The organism is Arthrobacter sp. SLBN-100 (assembly GCF_006715305.1).
GTDB lineage: Bacteria > Actinomycetota > Actinomycetes > Actinomycetales > Micrococcaceae > Arthrobacter.
In genome coordinates, this window is sequence record NZ_VFMY01000001.1 from 1,900,933 (window position 1) to 1,924,006 (window position 23,074).

20 protein-coding genes are annotated in these 23,074 nt (G+C 62.0%); 4 read left to right on the forward strand and 16 right to left on the reverse strand.

The genetic code is table 11. The features are described from left to right. Nucleotides 1–71 precede the first annotated feature (71 nt). Together FBY31_RS08880 and FBY31_RS08885 are read right to left on the reverse strand one after the other, a co-directional pair. Nucleotides 72–1,043: a hypothetical protein gene (locus FBY31_RS08880; protein ID WP_142039480.1), complete on the reverse strand. Its 972-nt coding sequence runs from the start codon at nt 1,041–1,043 to the stop codon at nt 72–74. 17 nt (nt 1,044–1,060) lie between these two features. Further along, nucleotides 1,061–2,212: a glycosyltransferase gene (locus tag FBY31_RS08885; protein WP_142039482.1), complete on the reverse strand. Its 1,152-nt coding sequence runs from the start codon at nt 2,210–2,212 to the stop codon at nt 1,061–1,063. A 436-nt stretch (nt 2,213–2,648) separates the two neighbouring features. Here FBY31_RS08885 and FBY31_RS08890 point away from each other — a divergent pair, with 436 nt between their 5' ends. The 4 genes from FBY31_RS08890 (at nt 2,649) to FBY31_RS08905 (ending at nt 7,477) form a co-directional block, all read left to right on the forward strand. Next, nucleotides 2,649–4,076 carry a sugar transferase gene (locus FBY31_RS08890; protein ID WP_142045197.1) on the forward strand — a complete coding sequence of 476 codons (1,428 nt, stop codon included), beginning with the start codon at nt 2,649–2,651 and terminating at the stop codon, nt 4,074–4,076. A gap of 48 nt (nt 4,077–4,124) precedes the next feature. Then, nucleotides 4,125–5,993: a DUF4012 domain-containing protein gene (locus FBY31_RS08895; protein WP_142039485.1), complete on the forward strand. Its 1,869-nt coding sequence runs from the start codon at nt 4,125–4,127 to the stop codon at nt 5,991–5,993. 181 nt (nt 5,994–6,174) lie between these two features. Continuing rightward, on the forward strand, nt 6,175–6,780 hold the full coding sequence (locus FBY31_RS08900; RefSeq protein WP_142039488.1) for an LPXTG cell wall anchor domain-containing protein: 606 nt from the start codon (nt 6,175–6,177) through the stop codon (nt 6,778–6,780). Nucleotides 6,781–7,075: 295 nt separating this feature from the next. Further along, nucleotides 7,076–7,477 carry a VanZ family protein gene (locus tag FBY31_RS08905; RefSeq protein WP_235012985.1) on the forward strand — a complete coding sequence of 134 codons (402 nt, stop codon included), beginning with the start codon at nt 7,076–7,078 and terminating at the stop codon, nt 7,475–7,477. A 15-nt stretch (nt 7,478–7,492) separates the two neighbouring features. Here FBY31_RS08905 and galU read toward each other — a convergent pair whose 3' ends face one another. The 14 genes from galU to FBY31_RS08975 all read right to left on the reverse strand — a co-directional run bounded on the left by galU (nt 7,493) and on the right by FBY31_RS08975 (nt 22,920). Beyond that, nucleotides 7,493–8,383, reverse strand: coding sequence for a UTP--glucose-1-phosphate uridylyltransferase GalU (galU, locus tag FBY31_RS08910; protein ID WP_142039494.1), 891 nt, complete (start codon nt 8,381–8,383; stop codon nt 7,493–7,495). A 118-nt stretch (nt 8,384–8,501) separates the two neighbouring features. Then, nucleotides 8,502–9,407: a nucleotidyltransferase family protein gene (locus tag FBY31_RS08915; protein ID WP_142039497.1), complete on the reverse strand. Its 906-nt coding sequence runs from the start codon at nt 9,405–9,407 to the stop codon at nt 8,502–8,504. A gap of 8 nt (nt 9,408–9,415) precedes the next feature. Continuing rightward, nucleotides 9,416–10,990 carry a polysaccharide biosynthesis tyrosine autokinase gene (locus FBY31_RS08920; protein WP_142039500.1) on the reverse strand — a complete coding sequence of 525 codons (1,575 nt, stop codon included), beginning with the start codon at nt 10,988–10,990 and terminating at the stop codon, nt 9,416–9,418. Between the two features lie 90 nt (nt 10,991–11,080). Beyond that, on the reverse strand, nt 11,081–12,226 hold the full coding sequence (locus FBY31_RS08925) for a hypothetical protein (protein WP_235012986.1): 1,146 nt from the start codon (nt 12,224–12,226) through the stop codon (nt 11,081–11,083). 85 nt (nt 12,227–12,311) lie between these two features. After that, the gene (locus FBY31_RS08930; RefSeq protein ID WP_235012987.1) at nt 12,312–12,560 is read right to left on the reverse strand and encodes a PqqD family protein; all 249 of its coding nucleotides are present in this window, start codon (nt 12,558–12,560) and stop codon (nt 12,312–12,314) included. Nucleotides 12,561–12,589: 29 nt separating this feature from the next. Beyond that, nucleotides 12,590–13,138, reverse strand: coding sequence for a hypothetical protein (locus tag FBY31_RS08935; protein WP_142039506.1), 549 nt, complete (start codon nt 13,136–13,138; stop codon nt 12,590–12,592). Between the two features lie 624 nt (nt 13,139–13,762). Further along, nucleotides 13,763–14,542 (reverse strand): enoyl-CoA hydratase/isomerase family protein, encoded by a 780-nt coding sequence (locus FBY31_RS08940; RefSeq protein ID WP_142039508.1) that lies wholly within the window; start codon nt 14,540–14,542, stop codon nt 13,763–13,765. Between the two features lie 138 nt (nt 14,543–14,680). Continuing rightward, on the reverse strand, nt 14,681–15,922 hold the full coding sequence (gene paaE / locus FBY31_RS08945) for a 1,2-phenylacetyl-CoA epoxidase subunit PaaE (RefSeq protein WP_142039512.1): 1,242 nt from the start codon (nt 15,920–15,922) through the stop codon (nt 14,681–14,683). Between the two features lie 9 nt (nt 15,923–15,931). Next, nucleotides 15,932–16,480 (reverse strand): 1,2-phenylacetyl-CoA epoxidase subunit PaaD, encoded by a 549-nt coding sequence (gene paaD, locus FBY31_RS08950; RefSeq protein ID WP_142045201.1) that lies wholly within the window; start codon nt 16,478–16,480, stop codon nt 15,932–15,934. 11 nt (nt 16,481–16,491) lie between these two features. Beyond that, on the reverse strand, nt 16,492–17,421 hold the full coding sequence (paaC, locus tag FBY31_RS08955; RefSeq protein WP_142045203.1) for a 1,2-phenylacetyl-CoA epoxidase subunit PaaC: 930 nt from the start codon (nt 17,419–17,421) through the stop codon (nt 16,492–16,494). Nucleotides 17,422–17,471: 50 nt separating this feature from the next. After that, the gene (gene paaB, locus FBY31_RS08960; protein WP_142039515.1) at nt 17,472–17,843 is read right to left on the reverse strand and encodes a 1,2-phenylacetyl-CoA epoxidase subunit PaaB; all 372 of its coding nucleotides are present in this window, start codon (nt 17,841–17,843) and stop codon (nt 17,472–17,474) included. Then, complete coding sequence (gene paaA / locus FBY31_RS08965) at nt 17,840–18,844, reverse strand: 1,2-phenylacetyl-CoA epoxidase subunit PaaA (protein ID WP_142039519.1); 1,005 nt, start codon at nt 18,842–18,844, stop codon at nt 17,840–17,842. The genes paaB and paaA overlap by 4 nt, the downstream gene beginning before the upstream one ends. 472 nt (nt 18,845–19,316) lie before the next feature. After that, nucleotides 19,317–20,066: an AfsR/SARP family transcriptional regulator gene (locus FBY31_RS08970; protein WP_235012988.1), complete on the reverse strand. Its 750-nt coding sequence runs from the start codon at nt 20,064–20,066 to the stop codon at nt 19,317–19,319. Nucleotides 20,067–20,214: 148 nt separating this feature from the next. After that, nucleotides 20,215–22,920, reverse strand: a complete 2,706-nt coding sequence (locus tag FBY31_RS08975; RefSeq protein ID WP_142039525.1) for an FG-GAP-like repeat-containing protein — start codon at nt 22,918–22,920, stop codon at nt 20,215–20,217. Between the last annotated feature and the right edge of the window lie 154 nt (nt 22,921–23,074).

Genomic DNA, 23,074 nt, shown 5'->3' on the forward strand with positions numbered 1-23,074 from the left:
CCGCGCATACTACGACCTATGACCGGTCATCGATTGGATTTCTTGTACAGAATTGATGGCGCTAATTTCAATTAATCACTGTGCCTGGTGCTCAAAAGTTCGGCCCAAGAGGCATCAGTTCGACTCCGATAATCTTGAGCCACATCGACCGCTTTTATTGGCGCTTCTGCAACGCCCATCACATGCTCGAGAACTTCTCCTGCGGTTGCTTCGGGGCGATACACTGCTTGCGGGACCGCACCAAACACATCCCGCGCGAATGAGTTTTCCGGAGATACGCTCAGCGTCCCACGCTCAAGAGCTCTAATTGCTATCCCACTTTGAAAATAGTTTCGATAGGGAATAAGCACGACGGCGGCAGCGTCGATTCCCGCATCCAACTCGGCCTCGCTCAAAAACCGGCTTTCTACTTCCCAGCCCGGTATGTTTTCTGGCCACCCTCGCCCGTAGATGCGGGGGCGAAGATTTTTAGCACGGAGCATTGGGCCGATTTCAGCGAGGAGGGAAAGATTTCGCTCAGGTTTGTATTGACCAGCAACAATGATGTCACTCCCGGCACTGGTCGGAGCTGTTTGTTCGCTCAGTAGCGGATGAAGGGCTTTTTGGACAGACAAGCCAGGAAAGAGCCTTCGAGCCTCAGCGCCGGCGTCATCCGAGTGGACCAAGATGACTGGGGCGAAGTTTGGCCTGTATAAAGATGCAAATTTGCGGCTGAAGCGGTCAAAGCCGATCTGCTTGCGAATGGGTACCGGGTCGTGAAATACGATGAAGTTTAGGCGACGTGAACTATGCCACAATGCAGGTTCTAGTAGACCCAAACTCGGCCAGCATTGTATAACCCGGGAGGATACTGGGATTTTCCGACGAGAGTTCCGAACCGCATTGGAAAGTTTTACTGCTTTTCCCCAAAATCCGGGCTTATCCTCAACAGCGCGCGAAGCTGCTGAAGAATGCCCCGCACCAACCCGGGATAAGGTCTGAATAAGTTCAAGCTCGTAGTGTCTCAACGCTTGAGGGAGCGGATTACTGATGTAGAGGGTCATAGGATCTCCAATCCGGGCTATGAATTTGCCTTGCCCGCAACGGGCGACCGCTTTGACTCCCGAGAAATCGGTGCACTGATTGAGTCAACGAGTGTCTCTTGGTATAGGCGGCACACGAGCTCCCAACTGTAGTGTTCCCGCGCGCGGCTTAGGCTAGTCGAACTCAGGCTCGACTGAAGTTCCGTATCGTTCAAAAGCGAAGAAATTGCGGCGGCTATCGCTTCCGGCTGTGGTGCAACGAATTTAGCCCCATCTCCCAAGACTTCTCGGTTATAAACCGTGTCTCGTGCAACCGTTGGAGCGCCGCAAGCCATGGCCTGCACGAGAGCCGGATTAGTACCCCCCACGCTATGGCCGTGAAAATATGCCCCGGCATGCTGCCACAGCGCCAGCAACCTGCGGTCATCGCTCACGTGGCCGAGCCAGGAAACATTCTCGTATTTCCGGGCGAGTTCGGCTGCTCGCTCATCGAGAAGTCCGCCGTATCCAGACGATCCGACTATCACAATCTTCGTTGTAGCAGCTAAAACTTCCGCTGCATCGAAGAATTCAGCAACGGTGTTTTCCGGCACGAAACGGGCCACCAATAGTGCATAAGAACGAGATTCCAGACCCGGTTCCACGGGCAACACCCCAGGTACGTCGCCCCCGTAAGGAATGAACACGCTTTCACGGGAAAACCCTTGGATCCATCGACGCTGAATCTCGGCCGCATCTGCCACGAGTGTGCCACCAAACCAAGAAGTGAAGCGAGCGGCAAGTTTGAAAATGCCCTTTGCCAATCGGCCCCACTTAGCCCGTTCCCATTCGATCCCGTCCACGTTGACTACCACGGGTATTCCTCGGAGCCTAAGCAGAGGCAACCAGAAGCCGTTTGCCACGTTCATCACCAGAGCGACATCTGGTTTGCTTCGCATTGCGTGGAGAACAGCAGTCAACCCATATGACAAGGTGCTGAGCGATTTGCTTTCGATGCCTGATGTGACCACGGTGCGCACACGATGATCGCGCCCATCGTCGTGGTCCCGTGTCGCGCCGTGTCGACCATAGACAGTCACGTCCCAGCCAGCATCCGCCAAGTATGGCGCCAGTTTCCGCACAGCGGTTTCAAAGCCTCCGTAATAGCTTGGATAACCTCGAGTGCCAATAATGGCTACTGATACAGACATGGGTCCCCCTTTTTTCTTTTAGGCCGGCTCAATCCGACCGAGTTGCATGGCGTCTAAGCGCTTGTCCGTCGTCGGACCAATTCCAGGGTGCCCTTGCATACCGCCGTCAGATAAATACCATAGCTACTGCTACTTAGCACCCTTAAGTGAGGCATCAGTCTTAATCGTGCGCAGCGCGGAAGGTGGCAGGAGGAGTATGGGCCAAGAACAGTTCAATGGTATCCCTTCGTCAGACTGGCAACACGACCACCTCGTGCAGTAGCTGTACCCCGCCTGATCCACTGCGGCTGGATCTTCCCAACGCAGGTCTTGCTCGCCGCTAGTTCCGGTAGATGTAAGTGCAACATTTTTTGGCCTTCCACAGGCACCTGTAGCATATGCACGGAGTCACCCTCAGTAGGGGATGAATAGATTACGGGGATGCTGAGTGGGGACAATGTCTGGTTGGCGGGTGCGTACCGCACGCACCCTGAGGGTAGTAGACGCGTTTGTCATTGCTTGGGCAGTAACTGGCGCATACGTAGTCCGGTTCGGATTTGAACCCAACTTCGTGATCTCAGGTCAGGAAACCAACTACGCTTGGCTGTCCATCGTCTTATGTTTCGCTTGGTGGTTCATGCTAGGCGCTTGGAATAGCCGCCAGAGTCGCATTCTGGGTTCAGGGCCTGACGAATACAAACGGGTGGCAGCGGCATCTCTTTGGCTATTTGGACTGCTTGCGATTTTCTCTTATGTTTTCCGAATTGACACTGCCCGCGGATATGTTGGTATTGCGCTGCCTGTCGGGCTCTTAGGACTCATTCTCGCGCGGTGGTTGCACAGGCAGCATTTAAGTGTCAGTCGTCAAAAAGGCGCGAGTATGTCGCGATTGCTCATTCTGGGTGGACCCAACGCCGTAGCTCATTTAGCATCGAGCCTCACCCGGGCAAAGGAAGCTGGTTATCTTCCCGTCGCCGCGTATACCCCAGGAAGTAAAGTCAACCAATCGGACCAAGACATTGCCGGCCTGCCAGTGCTCGGAGCTAGTCCTAACACCTCATCCATCCTCGAAGCAATATCGGACTGTGGCGCCGATGCTGTTGCTGTATCGGCGGGCGTACAACTGCATCCACAAACGCTAAGGCAGCTTGGATGGGAACTCGCAGCGCGAAATGTTGGACTCATCATGGCCCCAGCCCTGACCGACATCGCTGGCCCCCGGATTCATACACAGCAGGTCGCCGGTTTGCCACTGATTCACGTCACCACGCCGACACTTGAAGGGGGTCAGCGTGTTGCCAAAAGGCTGTTTGATGTTGTTGTGTCCGGTGTCTTGATCCTGGCTTGTTCACCAATGATGCTGATACTTGCGCTTTGGGTCCGCTTGGACAGCAGGGGACCTGTCTTCTTCCGGCAGGAGCGAGTTGGCATAGAGGGGGCCCCTTTTGAAATGCTTAAGTTTCGCTCCATGGTTGCCGATGCCGAGCAGAGACTCGCTGAATTGGGGGAGCGCAATGAAGGAAATGGCGTCCTCTTCAAGATGAAGAACGATCCCAGAGTCACGCGCGCGGGCGGCTTTCTTCGAAAATACAGCCTTGATGAGCTCCCACAGCTATTCAACATTTTCGCGGGAAGTATGAGCTTAGTGGGCCCACGTCCGCCGCTACCTCGTGAAGTCGCCGAGTACGAGCACGATGTGAGACGCAGGTTGCTAGTAAAGCCAGGCTTAACCGGGCTCTGGCAGGTTAGCGGTCGTTCGAACCTTTCGTGGCAAGACTCTGTCCGGCTTGACCTCTACTACGTAGAGAACTGGTCCCTGGCCGGCGACATGGTCATCATTCTTCGCACAGTGCGTGCAGTATTTCAAAGCACCGGCGCCTACTAAGCATTACGACCACCGCTTGCACTCTGTTCCGGAAGGACGCCGCTCAGCATGACGAAAAGTTTGAACGAATCACAATCCTCAAAGAACAGCTCGCGCCAAACTGGCGGACGGGCCACGCGACCGCGGAACCGCCGGCGCATTCTCATTACCGGTATTTGGACGGCAACGGCCGCCGCAATACTATCCGTCGCGGCGCTATGGATCGGAGGACGAGCTGAAACAATCAACACTGAGCTTGATGCTGCAGCACAACTCGTTCCGCAACTGAAGAACCAAGTCGCTGGCAATAATGCACAGCAGGCTGGAGCATCTGTAAACCGGTTGAGAATTCATACGGCTGCAGCACGCAACGCCGCAGAAGACCCACTGTGGACCTTGGCCTCCGCCGTTCCTTTTCTCGGTCCCAATTTTGATGCCGTATCTGAAATAGCGCGTACGGCCGACGATGTTGCGACGTTGGGTGCTGCTCCGCTAGTTAAGGTCTTTGATTCGCTCAACTGGGATATTTTGCTGCCCACTGTCAGCGGTACGGATTTAGAACCGCTCAAAAAGGCTGCCCCTAGCGCCGCTTCCGCCGCCCATGCTGTGCGCATCTCCGTCGAGCGACTGGAACGCATCGAAACCAGCCGCCTACTGCCCGAAGTGGCTGATCCTCTGATCAGAGCCAAAGAAGAATTGCGGTCGGTGACCGACACCCTCGATGCATCGGCTGATGCTGCGCTGATTATCCCCGACATGTTGGGAGCGGAAGGGGGCCGCAACTATCTACTCATGATCCAAAACAATGCGGAGTCCCGCGCCTCCGGCGGCATCCCCGGCGCACTGGCAGTCGTAAAGCTCGAAGACGGAAAATTGACCCTAGGCGCTCAGACCACCGCTGGTGAAATAGGCACCTTCTCGCCGTCGTTGCCCGTTGACACCCAACAACAACAGATCTATACAGCGCGCCTCGGCAAGTACATGCAGGACGTCAACCTAACCCCTGACTTTCCCACTGCGGCCAGCAGCGCCGTAGCGATGTGGGAGAAGAAAACTGGCAACAGTCTTGACGGCGTTCTCTCCATCGACCCGGTCGCGCTCAGTTACATACTCGCAGCTACTGGTCCCGTAGAAATCGCAGACTCGGACTGGTCCCTTGCCAACAGCGGGTTGCCCTCGGAGCTGAACGCCAAGAATGTTGTTTCAACATTGCTTTCCGACGTCTACGCGAAGATAGAACGCCCCGAACTTCAAGACGTGTATTTTGCCGGTGTCGCTCAGAAAATATTTGCAGAGCTCGCACTTGGCAACGCAGACGCCAAGCGCCTGATCGTAGGCATTACGCAGGCAACCTCGGAGGGGCGAGTGCGAGTGTGGTCCGCGACGTCCGATGAACAGAAAGTAATTGCCAAGTATCCGCTCGGCGGTTCGATCGCTGGCGAAAGTGTCGGTCCGGCAGAATTTGGCGTTTATTTTAATGACGGCACGGGCGCCAAGATGGACTATTACGTCAAGAGAACCGTGCAACTCGTGAAAGAGTGCCCGGTAGACGGCTACGAACAAACGTCGGTGAGGATAACCAGCACCAACTCAGCGCCACTTGACGCGGGAACTTCCCTGCCCGCTTATGTCACGGGGAATGGCGCCTTCGGCGTTCCCCCAGGCTCTGTACAAACCAACATCGTTGCCTACGGACCCGCCCAGGCACATGTTGAGACTGCCGAGCTCGACGGGCAGCGAACGGGCTTCGCTCCTTATTTTCACGGTGACCGACCTGTGGGCGTCTTGGCCGTCCTTCTAGCGCCAGGCGAGAGCAAAACCGTAGACATAACGTTCGGCAAGATTCCACAGCAGTCGGAACCTAACGTTGTTGTCACACCGACTGTCCAGCCCGTAAAGGATGTGACACTGCCCACGGAAAATGCTGTCTGTAGCTAAGTGCATAGGCAGCACGTTAACACTATGTAAACCGACTGGATTGAGATTGCTCACAGGGAAGAGCAGGTGGTAACGTCTTTTTGGGATATCTATCCGTAGTTCTGCACAAAGGTCTCGTGCGGAGGGGAACACTCCCCAAAATCGGGTACAACTAAACTTAAACGTCTCCGGGGGGACACTCATGAAGAAAACACTTGCAGCACTCGCACTTGCGGGTTCCATCGCTCTTATCGGCTCGGCTCCTGCCATGGCCGCCACTTACCCGGCACTCCCGCCTCAGGCTGCTGTTTCTGACGGTGTAGTTGGTCCGGGCGAAGACTTCATTTTCAGTGGCCAGGGCTTCCTGGCCGGTGAAACCCTCACCATCACAGTGACTCCAGGCGATGCCCCTGCGTCTGATGGTGCAAGCATCGCCGGTGGCGCCGCAGTGGCAGGCAAGATCAGCCTGTACCTGGCGCCCTCGACCCTTAGCACCACCGCCGATGCGCAGGGTAAATTCTCCCTGCCGATCTCCATCACCGAACCCGGAAACTACAGCCTGACGGCTACGGGTAACACCTCTGGGGTGACCGTTGGTCCCCTCGCGGTAACGGTGGCAGCTTCCTTGGCCAACACCGGCTCCATCACGGGCGGCGCTCCGCTGGCCAACACCGGTTCCGGCCTCGCTAACACCGGCGCCGACTCTGGCCTGGTTCTCTGGACCCTGGTTGGCGCAGGCGCACTGGCCGCCGGCGCAACTTCCGTAGTGGTTGTTCGTCGCCGTGCCAAGGCAGAGGCTGCTGCATAACCGATACACCTCCTAGCACCAAAGAAGGTGGGTGTTCTCCGGAAGCGGAGAACACCCACCTTCTGCATTTAACTCAGTGTGATATTTATTAGGGCTATGGGGAGACATTGGCGCAGAACACCACGAGAGCTGGACTTCTCAATACCACTCCGCCCCCAGGTGCTCCGCTACATCCTTCTCGGGCTCCTGGCGGCCGCTGCCCTGGGTACTGCCGTAGTTGCCCTCTTACGGGCTTCCTGAGGAACCCTTGAGACTCCTCCATAACCGTAGTGTTTGGCGTCTCGTCCTCGTGGTCATGTTTATCCCGCTAGCCTTCATCGCTTTCTGGCCGAACCCCGTGGATCAGCCCGTGCAGGGGCAACTCGCAAGCGTCCTTTATTTTCTTCAGCTTCACGGCATCCCGCGATGGTTCAATTACAAATTCATCGAAGCCTCCGCCAACATTGCCCTTTTCGTTCCGCTCGGCTTCGTTATCGCACTTTCTTTTCCGGAGAAACGCTGGTGGCAGGTCGGAGCGTTTGGCCTGCTCATTTCCGGCTGCATGGAACTGGGCCAACTCCTGTTTCTTCACAACCGCTTTGCAAGCTCCATCGACATCCTGACAAACACGTCAGGAGCTGTCATGGGAGCTCTGCTGGCCCTCTGGGCGCTCAAAAAACAGAGGCCCGCAACCTCTCGGCAGCGGACCTCTAACTAGCAGCTAGAACCTCAGCTAGTTCACGAAGCCCTTCATCCAGGTCTTCAGGTCCTCGCCGAACTCGACCCGCTCGGACGCCAGTGTGATGACGGCCTTGAGGTAGCTCAGCTTGTCGCCCGTGTCGAAGCGGCGGCCCTTGAAGACCACGCCATACACACCGGAGCCTTCACCCTCGCCGGCAGCCAGAGTCTGCAGGGCATCCGTCAGCTGGATCTCTCCGCCGCGGCCCGGCGCGGTGTGCTCCAGGACGCCGAACACAGACGGGTGCAGCACGTACCGGCCGATCACGGCCAGGTTGGACGGCGCGTCGCCGACGGCAGGCTTTTCCACCAGGCTGTTGACGCGGACGTACTCTTCGCCGTCCACAGCGGTGATGTCCGCGCAGCCGTAGGCGCTGATCTGGGACGGGTCCACCTCGATCAGGGCGATGACCGAACCGCCGGTCTTCTGCTGGACCTCCATCATGGTGCTCAGCAGGTCATCGGCCTCGTCAATCAGGTCGTCGCCCAGCAGCACCGCGAAAGGCTCGTCCCCCACATGCTGTGCAGCGCACAGCACCGCGTGGCCCAAGCCCTTGGCCTCGCCCTGGCGGACGTAGTGGATGGGGCCCAGCTCGGAGGCGTACTGCACGGATTCCAGGCGATCGGTATCGCCCTTCAGTTCCAGCGCACGCTCCAGGCCAGGCTCGCGGTCAAAGTGGTCCTCAAGGGAGCGCTTGTTCCGCCCCGTAATCATCAGCAGGTCGGTGAGGCCGGACTTTACGGCTTCCTCCACGACGTACTGGATGGCCGGGCGGTCTACCACCGGCAGCATTTCTTTCGGCATTGCCTTGGTGGCGGGCAGGAAGCGAGTTCCCAATCCGGCAGCAGGAATGACGGCTTTGGATATTGCTTTCCCCGTAGTCATAGGTGAACCTTACAAATCAGCGGTAGATAAAGGCAATTTTTGATGGCTGTTCCCGGGTTTCGACAAGCTCAACCACCGGGGCGGACCTCAACCACCGGGCCCTTTGGTTTCGACAAGCTCAACCATCGAGGCCTTTGAGGTTCCGCATGAGTTGGGGAGCCGAACGCAGAAACCTGGCCCATCTGGCACGGTGCTGCAGGAGTCGTCCCCGTAGGGACGTGTCGGCGTAGATGTTCACGCTCAGGAGAGCCTCCTGCTGCGGGAAGGCTGCGAACCACAGCATCTTTGGTTTGATCTGCCATGGCGCCTGCAGAACAGCGATGAGCCGGGCGCTCCCTGGCTCCTGGGCCAGGAGCCGGTTGCGCCATTCCATGGATGGCTGCGGCCACGCTAATACAGCAGTCTTGGGAAGGAGGTCCTCGAGAAAGGGGCGCATGGCCGCCAATGAGCCCGTGGCGATGGCCATTTCCAGGACGGAAGACGCCTGCGCTTGCCGTTCTGTTAAGTGGGCCAAGAACTCAAGCTCCTGCCGGCACGCAGGCAACTCGGGCGACCGGAGGGCATGCAGTGCCAGGATCAGGATTCCCAGCGCCGTTGACGGGACTCGCACCTCTTGTCCTGCAAGCTCCAAGTCCTCGGTATTCACCAACATCACCTCGAAGCAGTCGCTGGCCGGATTTTCCATTCCCGGAAAGCGAAAATGGACGTCGATGCAACAAGGCCATTCAGGGTGGTCGACGGTCACCGAGTGCTTTGGAAAGGTCCTGCTGTCCGGATCCACGGGGCGCTCCCGCCAACCCCGCTCTCGCAGGCCTTCCAGCATTTGCTCCAGGTTGGAGGGGGCCACGAAAATATCCACGTCACCAGACATTCTGGGCTGCCTCAGCCCCTGGATTACACTCGCCGGTCCCTTGATGAAGAAGGCTCTGATTCCCAGGCTGTCCGCTACCCGAGACGCGAGCGCGTGGCCTAGGAGCACGCCTTCGGGGATGCTGAGCTGCGTTTCATTGGCACTGTCCGGCACGGGGACCCTTAGCCTTTGGCCCTGCGCCCACCGCGCACGGCTTCGAAGAAACCATCCGCTTCGTGCACGTTCGGGATGGCGATTCGCTGCGGATCGGCTTCAGCCGCCGGGGCGGGCGCCGAGGTATACGTTCCGTAGTACGAATAGGCATCTGTTCCCCTGGTTGGAACGTAATTGAGGACGGCGCCAAGGACGCGGCCCTTGACCTTCTCGAGGTTCCCCAGGGATTGGGCCAGCTGCTCCTGGGTGGTCCTGCCCGTCTGGATGACCACAATGGCACCGTCCGCTGCACGCGAAAGGACTGCGGCATCAGTCACCGGAAGCAGCGGCGGCGCGTCAATCAGGACGATCGCATCCTCGGCCAGCGCATTGAGCATGTTCCTCATGGCCCGGGACCCAAGCAGCTCGCTCGGGTTCGGCGGAACTCGGCCCGAGCCAAGGACTGAGAGGTTCGGCAGGGCACCCCACGGCTGCAGGACATCCGCCAATTCGGCGGTGCCGGTGAGGACAGTGGTGACCCCGGCTCCCGGAACCAGATTGAAAACGTCCACCAGCGTGGGGCGGCGGAGGTCGCCGTCGACCACCACGACGTTTTGACCAGCCGCTGCCATGGTGACCGCAAGGTTGGCCGTGACCGTGGACTTTCCTTCGGACTGAACGGAACTGGTCACCACAATGATCCGCGGCGGTTGGTCCACGTCAAGGAAGCTGAGGTTGGTGCGCAGTTCACGGAGGGCCTCACCCATCGCTCCGCCGGCGTCGTGGGCCTGGGCTCCGGTGCCAGCATCCAACACGGTGCTTTTCCCGTCCAGGCGGTGGTCCATGGGAAGAGTGCCGATCACAGGGACACCGAAGAGCCGTTCGATTTCGGCGGCTTTGCGGATGCGCCGGTCTAGATGCCGGCGGATCACCGCATAGGCGACACCGAGCGCTGAGCCGACGAGTGCGCCCAGCGCGAGGTTGAGCTTGACGTTGGGTGACGTGGGACTGGTGGGAAGGACTGCCTTACCCAGCGGAAGTACCCGGACAGCCGTCGCGGTGGTGTTCGCCGACGACCCGGCGCCCGGCGTTGCTGCGCCCGACTCAACAACAGCCTCACCCGCAGGTACAGTTTCTATCGCTTCCACCTGGGCGGCCAGGCCGTTGACCCAGGCATCGGCGACCCGTTGCGCTGTAGCCGGGTCGGTGGACTCGGCAGTCACCCGGATCTCGGCCGTGTCCAAGGGGACCTTCACGCTGATGGCGCCCAGCAGGGTGTCGGCGGTGGTGTTCAGCTCGAGGGCCTGGATGACCCGGTCTGCCACGAGCCGCGACTTTGCCACGGACTCGTAGTTCTTGACCTTGGCCTTGGCCAGGCTGTCCCCGGCCAGTGACAGGCTCACGTTGTCCGAGCCTGGCGTGACTACGATGCCGCTGGAATCGGAGGAGTAGATCTTGGGCTGGAGGATGGTCCAGCCGCACGCCGCCAAAGTGGCCAGCAGGGTGAAGGCGACAATGGCCTTCCAGTAAACCCGAAGCAGCCGGAGGTACTCTGTCAGGTCCATGCCTTCGGGCGCTTCTGGGGGAGCGGCTGTTGTGCTCATCGTGATTCCTTCCACGCAAGTTTTGTTCTTTCCTGTCCCGGTCTTCGTTGCCGGCGTACTGCTTCGAGTGGTCCCCCACGCGATAGGCGGCTAGTCGCGGCCCTGTTCCAGAACTGATTTCGCGATGAGCTGCGCTGTAGCTGCGGCGACGGCGTCCCGGTAGCCTTCCGGGGTGCCGTGCGCCTTGCCGACTTCTTCAGCGAGCTGGTGCACCGGGACCGGGTTGGCTGATGCTTCCCAGATGGCCGGGCCGATTCCGCTCAGCCTTACGATCTCGTTGTCGAGCATGACCAGCAGCTCGTTACCAATGGCCACTGCATCTTTCGGTGCGGCGCGGCGGATGCAGCCGTACGGGATGAGTGCCGGCCGGGCACCTTCGGCTGCCCGGGCTTCCCATTCAGGCTCCGTTCCGGGCTGCTTTTCCAGCTGCGTCCGGAACAGCGGTTCCAGGGCTGCCGGCAGGTCAGCCGCTTCCGAGTAGGTGACCTTCCAGACTCCCCCGACGCTGTCTATCAGCCGGCAGAGCGACTGCAGCGGCTCCTCCATGTCCCCCTGCGAGGAAGAGTCCGGGATCAGGGCGAGCACCGCATCAGCCAGCGGAACCCTCTCCAGCACTGGGGCCGCGGTTTTATCTTGGACCCGGTCCAGCAGCACGATGGACTGGATGAAGGGGTTAGCGGGGACTGGCAGGAGTGCGAGCTCGTCAGGTCCCACCTGGCCTTTGGGTGCGCCAGGCTCCTGCTTTACAGACAGCGGTTTGGGATACGGAACCACCCAGCCATCGGGTGCGATGGCTACGGTCTCGTCCGTGACATATCCATAGGTCCTGGCCAGCACGGAAACCGCAGTGGTTTTGCCCGTTCCCGACTTGGCCACGAGTGCCACCACTGCACCCGTTTCACGGTCTGCCACGCCGCATGAGTGGAGCATCACGAGGTGGCCGGCGTTGGCCAGGATGGCCGCTACCGTGAGCCGGGACGTGAGGTTCTCAGCCAGCTCCTCGAAGGAAGCGGCCTGCAGTTGGAACGCGCCGCCGTCGTGCTTTAGGGCCTGCGAGGCCACGGACGCCGTGAACGGACTGCAGTCTGTGGGTTCCGCAGCCAGCGGCGGAAGCAGCGGCTTGCGGCTGCTGGCACACCGTGCCCATGCCAAGCTCATACTCTCCCGCTGCTGCCGGGTAACGGCACGGCCCCAGCGGACTACGAACTGGATTCCCAGGACGTCCAAGGGCAGCACGTCACTGCCTCGTGCCAATTCCGCGAACAGCCGTTTCCTCCAAGCCAAACGTGTGTTCCCCCTGATTCCCGCGGACCTCATGCTCTCAACGCGCAGCGCCGGGGGCAGCCTCAATCAGGCGCCGTGCTTCGAGGCTGGCGAGGAAGTCTTCCAGCTGGGCCTGCATCTGTCCGGACCGGTCCTCAAAAGTGGCCTCCAGCTCAGCGAGGATGGAGTGCTCTGACCGTTGGCCGTCGATGAGGTTCCAAATGCTTGCAGCTGTCCCTTCCAGGACCACGGGCTGGGTCGCGTCCAGATGGAGCAGGGCAACCCGGGCAGCTGAGTCTGACAGCACCTGAGCAACCAGCCTGCCTTGGCGCCAGATCACGGGATGACCATTGTGATGCCAGGAATGACGAAGGTGGCGGAACCCACGCTGAGGGTCATCGTAAAGGTGTAGGTCTGACCACTTGTAGGTGTGGTTTGGCCTTTGCCGTCCAGGTAATAGAAAGAAATGGCTTGAGCCGCCGATTGATTACCAGCAATGGTAATAGTCGCAGTCGAGGCATAGGCGGCATCGAAGGTCGCTGCAGCTACCGTGTTTCCAGTCAATGATTTCACAGCGATACCTGAAGCGATCGTTCCGCGGTCTACGCCAGGAACAATTCCAACGGTTACTGTCTGAGCCGCTGGGGAAGTGTTCTGAACAGTGAGGGTCGAAGGACCTTGACCAGTTCGTGTGCCACCTGCCCCCTGTTGTTTCGAATGGTTGATTGTGCCAAAAGGCCCGGCGGTGATGGACAAGGTAGGCGAAGCCGCTGCCGCCGGAGCTGCGATGGCGGTTGCGATCACAGGCAGCGACCAGGCCACACCTGCGACTACCCTGCGGCGGCTGAACCCGTTCTCTTCGCCGCTGGTGACCTTTTCGTTCAAAACCGCAGACAATGACGCCCCCGTTGTAGTCTTCAGCCGCGGCCGGTCCCTAAAAGACCGGCAGCGGGGATCGGCCGGGCGATTCCCGGCTTCGACTACTCTTGCGAACGCGACTTAAGATTCCTGCAACCCACCTGCAAGGTTGGGTCAAGATCTGCTTGTGAGGGGTTTCGACAGGCTCAACCGGGTTCGGCCGAGAAGGTAGTTCCGCCTTCATCCGTTACCGCCTGGTCCGATTCCCCCAGGCCTGCTGACGCGGAACAGTCATCGCACCGGCCAACAAATTGATGGGGGCAGGTGGCGAGGTTAACGCCATCCCCCGTGGCTAATCTGTGTCGCATTGATCCCGCCGTTCCTGAATCGTCCCGGCTCGCCGGCGGACTCATTGTTTCAACCGCCGCGATGCTGGTGCCGGCGAATGCTGGAGCGGGAACCGTGATCGCGAAAGCTCTCTCCTCGCCGGCACTTTCAGTGAACAACGAACCGAAGCCGGAAACACGAGTAGGCAATACCCGATTCTTCAGGCCGACCGTACCCACCTAGCCCAGGTAAGCGGAATCTACCTATGCCCCTACAGGTTTTCGCTCCCCACCGACTCAACCACCGGGAGGGGTTTCGACGGGCTCAGCCGCGGAATTGCGGCTCACGCTTCTCTTGGAATGCCCGGAAACCCTCGGCATAATCGTCCGTCTTGCAGAGCCGCGCTTGCTCGGTGTTCTCCTCCGCCATGGCTTCCCATAGGCCCAGGCGCTGGTCGCGGATGTGGGCCACCAGCTCCTTGCTTGCGTTGAAGGCCCCGGTAGCCCCGCGGGCCACCTTGGCGACAATTGCCTGGGTGGTCTCCAGCAGCTCACCCGCCGGCATGGCACGGCTGAACAACCCCTGCGCCACGGCCTCCGTGCCGCTGATCAGCTCCGTCGTGTAGATCAGGTCCAGCGTCCGGTGCATCCCGAGCCGTTCGGTGAAGTACCAGTGCCCACCGGAATCCAGCGTTGCCCCCAGCTTCGCGAACGGCGAGCCGAACTTCGCGTTCTCCGCCACGTACACCACGTCCGTGGCCAGCAACAGGCCCAGACCCACGCCCAGGCACGCTCCGTGAGCTGCCGCGAACGTGGGAGCCGGGAACGCACTCATCTTCTTCAGCAGCGGCTCCACCAGCCCGCCCAGGTACATAGCGGCGTCGTCATTCTCCGGGTTCACCCCCGCGATGTCCCGGCCCGCGCAGAAGGCGCGGCCCTCTCCCCTCAGCAGCAGCGCCCGCACCTCACCGCGGGAGGCGGCGGCAGCAGCGTCGTCGTACGCCTGGGACAGCTCCGCCAGCGCCTGCTCATCCAGCGAGTTCAGCTTGTGCGGGGCGTTGAGGACGACCTCGGCGACGTTGTTGCTGATGGAGAGGGAAATCATGGGGCTCCTTCGTTCTGGGTTCGACAGGCTCGATTTCGACGGGCTCAACCACCGGGTTTCGCTCCCCACCCGCACCCTAGCCTCGCAAGCTCGGCCAGGGAACCCTGCGGGCGTGGGCCCAGGCTCAACCACCGGTACTTACACGTCGAAGTCGACGGTGACTTCCTTGCTGGTGGGGTGGCTCTGGCAGGTCAGCACGTACCCCTTGTCCAGCTCATCCTGCTCCAGCGCGTAGTTTTCGTCCATGGTCACGCTGCCGGTGACCACCTTGGCCCGGCAGGTACCGCACACTCCCCCGGCGCACGCGAACGGCACATCCGGGCGGACCCGCAGCGCGGCGTTGAGGATGGACTCGCGGGCGTGCGTGGGGCTGGCCACGTCGCCCTGCAGCCCGTCCAGCTTGAAGGTAATCTTGTACGTCTCCTTGGACTCGTCCACCACCACCGGCCGGCCCGCGTGCCCCTCCGGCCGGTCCGGCTTGCCGCTCGTGAATAGCTCGAACCGGATCTTCTCCGGCTCCACCCCGCGCTCGGCCAGGGTGTCCCGGCACAGCTGCACCAGCTCGAACGGCCCGCACAGGAACCACTCGTCCACATCGTCCGCGTGGATGGCGGTGCCCAGCAGCTGCTGGAGCTTCTCGGCGTCGATCCTGCCACTGAGCAGCGGCGCGATCCGCTGCTCGCGGGACAGCACGTGGTGGATGGCCAGCCGCTGCGGGTACTTGTCCTTCAGGTCCGCCAGCTCCTCCAGGAACATCACGTCCATGGCGGCCTTGTTGGCGTAGATCAGGTCAAACCGGCAGTCCGGGTTTTTGGCCAGCAACGTCCGCGCGATGGCGATCACCGGCGTGATGCCGCTGCCCGCGGCGATGGCCACAAAACTGGCTTCCCCGCTGGAGGCCACGTCCCCGGCCAGCTCCTCCGGGTTGTTCATCGAGTTCATCCGGTTCTGCTCCACGGCCTGGCCGTCCCGGCCGTGCCTGGACACAAACGCGCCCATGGGGCTCATGACGTCCAGCGTGTCCCCGGCCTTCAGCTCGGCGTTGGCCCAGGTGGAGAACACCCCGCCCAGGTCCTTCTTCACGGCCACCCGGATCTCGCTGCTGCCGTCCGCGAAGCTGCGCGGCTCGGCGCAGATGGAGTAGCTGCGGCGCACCTCGTGCAGTTCGCCGGTCTCATCCGGGAGCTTGGTGCGCAGCGCCACGTACTGGCCGGGCAGGTAATCGAACTGGCCGGCGAGCTCTTGGGGCACGTGGAACGCCACCTCGATGGCGTCCTCGGTGAGCCGGCGCACCTCCTTCACGGCGAGCGTGTGGAAGGACGGACGACGGCGGCCGGTGGCCTGCGCCGTTTCGGCGGCGGTCTGGCGGACAACAGGCATGGGGCTTCCTTACAGCACTTTGAAGTAGTCGAACGGTTCCTTGCAGTCCTGGCACACATACAGCGCCTTGCAGGAGGTGGAGCCGAAACGGGTGAGTTCCTTGGTGTTCAGGGACGAGCACTGGGGGCACTTGACCGCCATCTTCAGGCGGATAGGGCCGGCGTGCCGTGCGGCGTTCGACAGGCCCGACGGCGGCGCGATGCCGTACTCCTGCAGCTTTGCCTTGCCTGCCTCGGTCATCCAGTCCGTGGTCCAGGCCGGGGCGAGCACCAGGTCCACCTCGACGTCCTGGTAGCCCTCTTTGGCGAAGGCTGTTTTGAGGTCGTCGCGGATGGCGTCCATGGCCGGGCAGCCCGAGTAGGTGGGCGTGATGGTGACGATGACTTTTCCGGCTGTTCCGTGTTCCTGCGTCACTTGGACGTCCCGGAGGATGCCGAGGTCCTCGATGGTGAGCACGGGGATTTCGGGATCGCACACGGTGGCGGCGATGTCCCACGCCTTCTGCCGCCCCGTTTTCTCCCTTGCAGGGGCGCTGGTTTCGAAGTCGGAGATGTACATGGCCATGGCCGTCACCACTTCGCTCCGGGATACTCGCGGGCCAGGACCTGCATCTCGGCCAGGATGTAGCCCAGGTGTTCGGAGTGCTTGCCGTGCCGGCCGCCGCCGGGGGCTGCCGGGACGTCCGGCACCTCGAGTTCGGCTTCTTTGAGGACGTCTCCGGTGAGCCGGTCAAAGTCCTCGCGCAGGCTGGAAGGCGCGACGGCGGCACCCGCCTCGGCGAGGCGGCGCGTCAGGTCGTCCTCCTGGAACAGTTCGTTGACGTACGGCCACATCAGGCGCAGGCCGTGGATCATCCGGGTTCGGGATTCGTCCGTGCCGCCGGCCAGACGGAGGATCCACTGGGCGCTGTGGTCCCGGTGGTAGTCCACTTCCTTCACGGCCTTCGCGGCGATGGCGGCCAGCGTGGCGTCCGTTGATCCGGTGAGCCGGCGGTACAGCTCGAACTGGTAGTAGCTCACGATGAACTGCCGGGCGATGGTCACCGCGAAGTCGCCGTTGGGCTGCTCGAACAACTGGACTGACCGGAACTCGTGCTCGCGGCGGAAGTAGGCGAGGTCATCCTCGCTCCTGGCCGAGCCGTCGTCGTTGGACATTGCGCCGCCGGCGTAGCTGAGGAAACTCCGGGCGTGGCCCAGCTGGTCCAGGGCGATGTTGCCCAGGGCCACGTCCTCCTCCAGTTCGGGGGCGCGGGAGATCCAGTGACCCAGGCGCTGGGCGAGGATCAGGGCGTCGTCGCCCAGTCTTAGGGCGTATTCCGCGACGTCCTCTGTGGGCTTGGCCAGGCCGGTGCGGACCTCGAGGGCGATGTCCTCCGGGCGGAGGGCGTTGCCGGGCGTGATGCGGGTGGCGCTCGCGTTGGAGTCGCCGCTTCCGGACGGGGCTGCGACGCCGGTGGAGATGTCGCCGTGGCCTGTTGTGGCCTCGGATGCAGGGGCCACGCCGGCGAGGGACCCGCTGCGAGCTTGCGAGCTGTGGGAGCCGGTGGGGATCACAGGTGCTTTACCCCTTCGCTCTTGGTGTAGTACGTGGCGTGCCGGTAATCCTTGCCCTGGGGCGACTCGAAGAACGAGCCCTTGGCATCCGGATCGCTGGCGGCGATGGCCTCCGCGGGCACGACCCAGATGGAGACGCCCTCGTTGCGGCGGGTGTAGAGGTCGCGGGCATTCCGCAGTGCCATGGCGGCATCCGGTGCATGCAGGGACCCTGCGTGCACGTGGCTCAAACCGCGGCTCGACCGGACAAAGACCTCCCAGAGCCCCCAGGCGTTGCCGCCGGTATGGGTTTCGCTCCCCACCGGGGACGGGTTCTCGATCGGCTGTGTCATGCTGGCGGGGACTTCCGGGTTGCCGTGGGGGCTCATGCTGCGTATTCCTTCGTCGTCATTGACTGTTTTGCCTGCTGTTTTGCTGCATAAGCGGAAGCTGCCTCGCGGACCCAGGCGCCGTCGTCGTGCGCTGCCCTCCGGCGCTCAAGGCGCTGGGCGTTGCAGGGGCCGCGGCCGGCCAGGACTTCCTGGAACTCGTGCCAGTCCAGCGGGCCGTGCTCCCACTTTTTGCTGTCCTCGTTGTAGCGGACATGGCTATCCGGGAGGGTGAGGCCCAGGACGCGGACCTGCTCCACCATCATGCCCACGAAGCGGCTGCGGAGTTCGTCGTTGCTGAACCGCTTGATGTTCCAGGCCATGGACTGCTTGGAGTTGGGCGAATCGTCGTCCGGCGGGCCGAACATCATCAGGGCCGGGGCGTACCAGCGGTTCACCGCGTCCTGGGCCATCTGCTTCTGCTCGGGGGTGCCGTTGGAGAGTTCCAGCAGGATCTCGAAGCCCTGGCGCTGGTGGAACGATTCTTCCTTGCAGATGCGCACCATGGCGCGGCCGTACGGGCCGTAGGAGGCGCGGCACAGGGGGACCTGGTTGCAGATGGCGGCGCCGTCCACCAGCCAGCCGATGGCGCCCATGTCCGCCCAGGTCAGGGCGGGGTAGTTGAAGATGGACGAGTAGCGGGCCTTGCCGGCGATGAGGTCTTCCGTCATCTTGTCCCTTGTTTGTCCAAGGGTCTCGGCGGCGCTGTAGAGGTAGAGCCCGTGGCCGGCCTCGTCCTGGACCTTGGCCATGAGGATGGCCTTGCGCTTCAGGCTGGGGGCACGGGAAATCCAGTTGGCCTCCGGCTGCATGCCGATGATCTCGGAGTGGGCGTGCTGGGAGATCTGGCGCAGCAGCGTCTTGCGGTAGGCCGGCGGCATCCAGTCCTTGGGCTCGATGCGTGAGTCCTCGGCCATGACGCGGTCAAAGTTGGCCTGGCCTGCCGCCTCTTCGTCCGGGGATAGCTCAGCTGGCACTGACTGCAAGTTCTGCGCTGCCATGGTTGCTCCTCTGCAAAGACCTTCTGGGACGTGCCGAATTATTTACCGACCGTTCGTTCAGGATATGCGGAAGCCTCGGAGGGCGTCAAGCGTCCTTCCCCCTTGCGACGCTCTCTCACTTGATGCGCGTTCTTCGGAAACGCTCGCTCACTAGATGCCGCTCCCGCGCATGCTCAAGTTTTCATGAAAGTTTCGCAAAGGGGAGCGAACTACTGATTGCTGTGGGGCAGGATGAAAGCTGTTGAGGTTTAGAGGGACTTTTACTGCCGGAGAGTGGGAACGCATGCACATGGAGAACGCGGGTTCAGGTCCTGGGGGCGTGCCGGCAGCCCCGGGCGCCGGTGGCACGCTGGTGATCCACACCTGGCTCGAATCCGGCGAAGTCCCGCCAGGTTTTCGCGCCAGGATTACCTACGGACCCGCAGTTGGCGGTGACCAAACCACCGTTTACGCTGCCAACCCCGACGGAGCATTAAGCGTTGTGCGTCAATGGCTGCAGACTCAAACTGCTGGCCACGGTGGACGATAACTGCTCCACTGTTATCCGGCCTTGGCTGTGCAGTGTCTCCTGGACCAGATGCCGCAGGCCTTCCGACGGGCCAACGCCCATGTCCGCCTGCAGCTGACGCTGGTACCTGTCGTACGCGGACAATGCCGACGCAATGTTTCCCTGGGCCAACTCCGAGGTGATGAGCACCCGGACGGCGCTCTCATAAAGGGGTTCGATTTCCAAGGCAGCATTGGCCGCATCGGCAGCGGCCTCATAATCGCCACGAGCAGCAAGCTGGCGTGAAAGCCAGGTAAACGCCCTGACCCGGTCGTGCTGCAGCCTGCTCTGCTCAAACACCACCCAGTCTTCGTACCAGCCCGGCAGGAAGTCCACATCGCGGATCTCCGGCAGGACGGACGCCGGATCGCCTTTGCCCGTGCTGGTCGCTTCCGCCAAGGCGGCACGCACCCGGTGCAGATCCACATCGACCCGTTTGTCCAGGGAGAGCATCGCACCGGTCTTGACGAGCAGCCCCGGCAACTGCCGTGTTACCAGGTGAACCGCTACCCGGAGGCTTTCCAGCGCGTTGGCCTCAGGACAATCCGGCCACAGCATCCCGGCCAGGTAGTTTCTGAGACAGGCCCCGCGGACCGCAAGTGCTGCGATAAGCCGCTGCTGACGGGCCGCCACATAGACTGCTGTTCCATCTTGGCGCAGTTGCCAGGAATGCATGAGGTCCAGTTTGAACATTCCACAGTCATCGTTGCCCATGGCTACCCGATCTCTGTTTTTACACTAAACGTGCAAGTTCGAGGATCCTCATCCTGAAGTGGAAAGTCAATGCACCCAATCCCCCTATTTCAGTAGGGGGAGGCGCCTATCAGACGCCGAATTCGTTGTCCGCGGTATTCAGCAGCCACTGCCCGAACCGGGTGCCGTTAGGCTTGATCACCGGGTTTCCCAACGTGTTTCCTGCCTGCTCCAGGATGCCGATCCCCCAGGGACTGGTCACCAGGATCTCAGCCCGCCCATCCCCATCAAGGTCGGCAAGCGCCCCTGGGCGGTTGTCCGCTGTGTTGAGCAGCCACTGCCCGAAGCGGGTCCCGTTGGGCTTGATCACCGGGTTCCCCAGCGTGGTTCCCGCCTGTTCCAGGATGCCGATCCCCCAGGGACTGGTCACCAGGATCTCAGCACGCCCGTCCCCATCGAGGTCCGCAACGGGACCGAACTGGTTATCGGCGGTGTTCAGCAGCCACTGCCCGAACCGGGTGCCGTTGGCCGCGATCACCGGATTGCTGAACGTGTTGCCCTGTTGCTTCAGGATCCCGATCCCCCACGGGCTGGTCACCAGGACCTCAGCCCGCCCGTCCCCGTCGAAGTCGGCGACGGGGCCCAGCTGGTTATCGGCGGTGTTCAGCAGCCACTGCCCGAACCGGGTGCCGTTGGCCGCAAGCACCGGGTTGCTGAACGTGTTGCCCTGCTGCTTGAGGATCCCTACCCCCCACGGACTGGTCACCAGGACCTCAGCCCGCCCGTCGCCGTCGAAATCACCCACCGCCGCAATATGGTTATCGGCAGTGTTCAGCAACCACCCGCCAAAGCGCGTGCCGTTCGGCGCAAGCACCGGGTTCTCGAACGTGTTGCCCTGCTGCTTCAGGATGCCGATCCCCCACGGACTGGTCACCAGGACCTCAGCCCGCCCGTCGCCGTCGAAATCACCCACCGCAGCGATGTGGTTATCGGCAGTGTTCAGCAACCACCCGCCAAAGCGCGTGCCGTTGGATGCAATCACCGGATTGCTGAACGTGTTGCCCTGTTGCTTCAGGATGCCGATTCCCCACGGACTGGTCACCAGGACCTCGGCCCGCCCGTCGCCGTCGAAGTCAGCCACCGGTCCAATGAGGTTGTCTTCAGTGTTCAGCAACCACCCGCCAAAGCGGGTGCCGTTGGACGCAATCACCGGATTGCTGAAGGTGCTGCCGTGTTGCTTCAGGATGCCGATCCCCCACGGACTGGTCACCAGGACCTCAGCCCGCCCGTCGCCGTCGAAGTCTCCCGCCCGGGCACTCACGCGTTTCATGGCGGTGAGCAGGTGTTTGGCGTCAGGGCGGCGGCCGATGCGTTGCGTGACCGGACGGGAAGGGGCGGCCTGTTGCGGAGTTCCAACCATCCTCAGCAAGGACCGTGCCCGTGCCGGAGTCAGGCGCAGCGGACCCCGGCCGGTGGCGATGCCCTGCACAGCGGCCAGGGCACCAAGCACGATGGGAGATGCGCTGGAGGTTCCGGAGAATCCCGCGGTGTACCGGCGCTTCGGATCGCCTCCCTGAAGATCTCCGTAGCCGGCCGAAACCACTTCACGGCCCCAGCCCTGGGCATCAACCCGGCTACCGTAGTTGGAGTAGTCCAGCCGCGACCGGTCCGGCCCCCAGGCGCTCCCGTTGAAGCCAGTGGGAGGTGCGCCGGCCCCGACCATCACGGCGCCGCACTGCGGGTTCGCGGTGTTGAACGGGTTGCGCCAGGTGGACGGGAACCCGCTCTGCGGTGTGTTGTAGACGGCGTCATCCAGGTTTTGAAACCCGTTGCCGGCTGCCTCAATGACGATGATGCCCCGGTTGCTGGCTGCACGGATGGCGGCAAACAGGTCCGGCCACCATTCCAGGGCGATCAGTCCCACATCCGAACCCGGATTGGTGTGGTTGGGTCCGCCCAGCTGGCCTTCGAGGAGCAGGAAGTCCCCGGGCCGCAGCTCCTCTGCAGCTTCGGTAATCGCCGTGGCTGCAGCCTGGCTGGTCCAGGACGACGCCGCCAGCCAGGCATCTGCCGAAATACCCGTGATTCCCTTGGCGTCCCGGTCTCCGCCGATGATGCCAAAGACGGCGGTGCCGTGATCGTTGGAGGCGTTGTTTGTTCCGCTGACAACGCCCCCGTTGTTGAGGAGCAGATCCTCATGGTCGAGCAGCCAGCCATGCTCGCAATCCACGATCCGCAGCCGGGCGCCACGTCCCCCTGCTATGGTCCATGCAAAGCGTGCGTCCACTCCGGCCGGCGCCGGATCCAGGTAGCCCTGGCGGGGAGTGAAGTCCGGGGTGGTTGCTGCCGGTTCTTCCGTCCTGGAAACCATCGTATTCAGCGGAGCGGACGTGGCCTGGATGGTGGGCAGCAGGATGGCTGGCCGCACGTATGCTCCTGCCACGCCGTCGCTGCCCCGGAGTTCCTCCGCGATGGATTCCAGCTCTCCGGATGGGGCTTCGACGCGGAAGAAGGTGTGCAGTTCCTCCTCGTTCCCGGTCCCGGATGTTCCGGGGCTGCCGCCGGCGTTGCCCTCCGGGCTGTCCTCGGCTGGCCCGGAGGGAGCCCGGCCACTGTCAGCGAAAGCCTGGGGGAAGAGCGGGGCCAGAGCCGCACCATGCGCCCGGAGCACATCCGACAACGCCCCCGCCACGGAAGAGAGTGCGGGGCCCGACACATCCCGTGACTCGGGAGCAGCCTGGGCGAGCCGGCGCGCGTTCTCCGGTTCCAGCACGACAATCAGTTCCGGTTCGGAGCGGGGAAGCTCCCTTTGGTCTTCGTTGAGGGGTGTGCTCACAGCGTTTTCTCCCGTCCGTTCGGCTATGCCAACTGCTACGGCACCAGAGTGCACAGGAGCGCGTTACCGCGCCGTTACGGGGAAACCCGCCGTGGAAAGCCCGACGGCGGCCGTGCGGCACACAGCCGCGCGCACCCGCCCGGGGCGCGGGCCG

Bases quoted from the DNA above. Each gene is read 5' to 3' on its own strand.
- FBY31_RS08880 (WP_142039480.1), bottom strand. From the start codon at position 1,043: ATGACCCTCTACATCAGTAATCCGCTCCCTCAAGCGTTGAGACACTAC.
- FBY31_RS08885 (WP_142039482.1), bottom strand. From the start codon at position 2,212: ATGTCTGTATCAGTAGCCATTATTGGCACTCGAGGTTATCCAAGCTAT.
- FBY31_RS08890 (WP_142045197.1), top strand. From the start codon at position 2,649: ATGTCTGGTTGGCGGGTGCGTACCGCACGCACCCTGAGGGTAGTAGAC.
- FBY31_RS08895 (WP_142039485.1), top strand. From the start codon at position 4,125: ATGACGAAAAGTTTGAACGAATCACAATCCTCAAAGAACAGCTCGCGC.
- FBY31_RS08900 (WP_142039488.1), top strand. From the start codon at position 6,175: ATGAAGAAAACACTTGCAGCACTCGCACTTGCGGGTTCCATCGCTCTT.
- FBY31_RS08905 (WP_235012985.1), top strand. From the start codon at position 7,076: ATGTTTATCCCGCTAGCCTTCATCGCTTTCTGGCCGAACCCCGTGGAT.
- galU (WP_142039494.1), bottom strand. From the start codon at position 8,383: ATGACTACGGGGAAAGCAATATCCAAAGCCGTCATTCCTGCTGCCGGA.
- FBY31_RS08920 (WP_142039500.1), bottom strand. From the start codon at position 10,990: ATGAGCACAACAGCCGCTCCCCCAGAAGCGCCCGAAGGCATGGACCTG.
- FBY31_RS08940 (WP_142039508.1), bottom strand. From the start codon at position 14,542: ATGATTTCCCTCTCCATCAGCAACAACGTCGCCGAGGTCGTCCTCAAC.
- paaE (WP_142039512.1), bottom strand. From the start codon at position 15,922: ATGCCTGTTGTCCGCCAGACCGCCGCCGAAACGGCGCAGGCCACCGGC.
- paaD (WP_142045201.1), bottom strand. From the start codon at position 16,480: ATGTACATCTCCGACTTCGAAACCAGCGCCCCTGCAAGGGAGAAAACG.
- paaB (WP_142039515.1), bottom strand. From the start codon at position 17,843: ATGAGCCCCCACGGCAACCCGGAAGTCCCCGCCAGCATGACACAGCCG.
- paaA (WP_142039519.1), bottom strand. From the start codon at position 18,844: ATGGCAGCGCAGAACTTGCAGTCAGTGCCAGCTGAGCTATCCCCGGAC.
- FBY31_RS08970 (WP_235012988.1), bottom strand. From the start codon at position 20,066: ATGCATTCCTGGCAACTGCGCCAAGATGGAACAGCAGTCTATGTGGCG.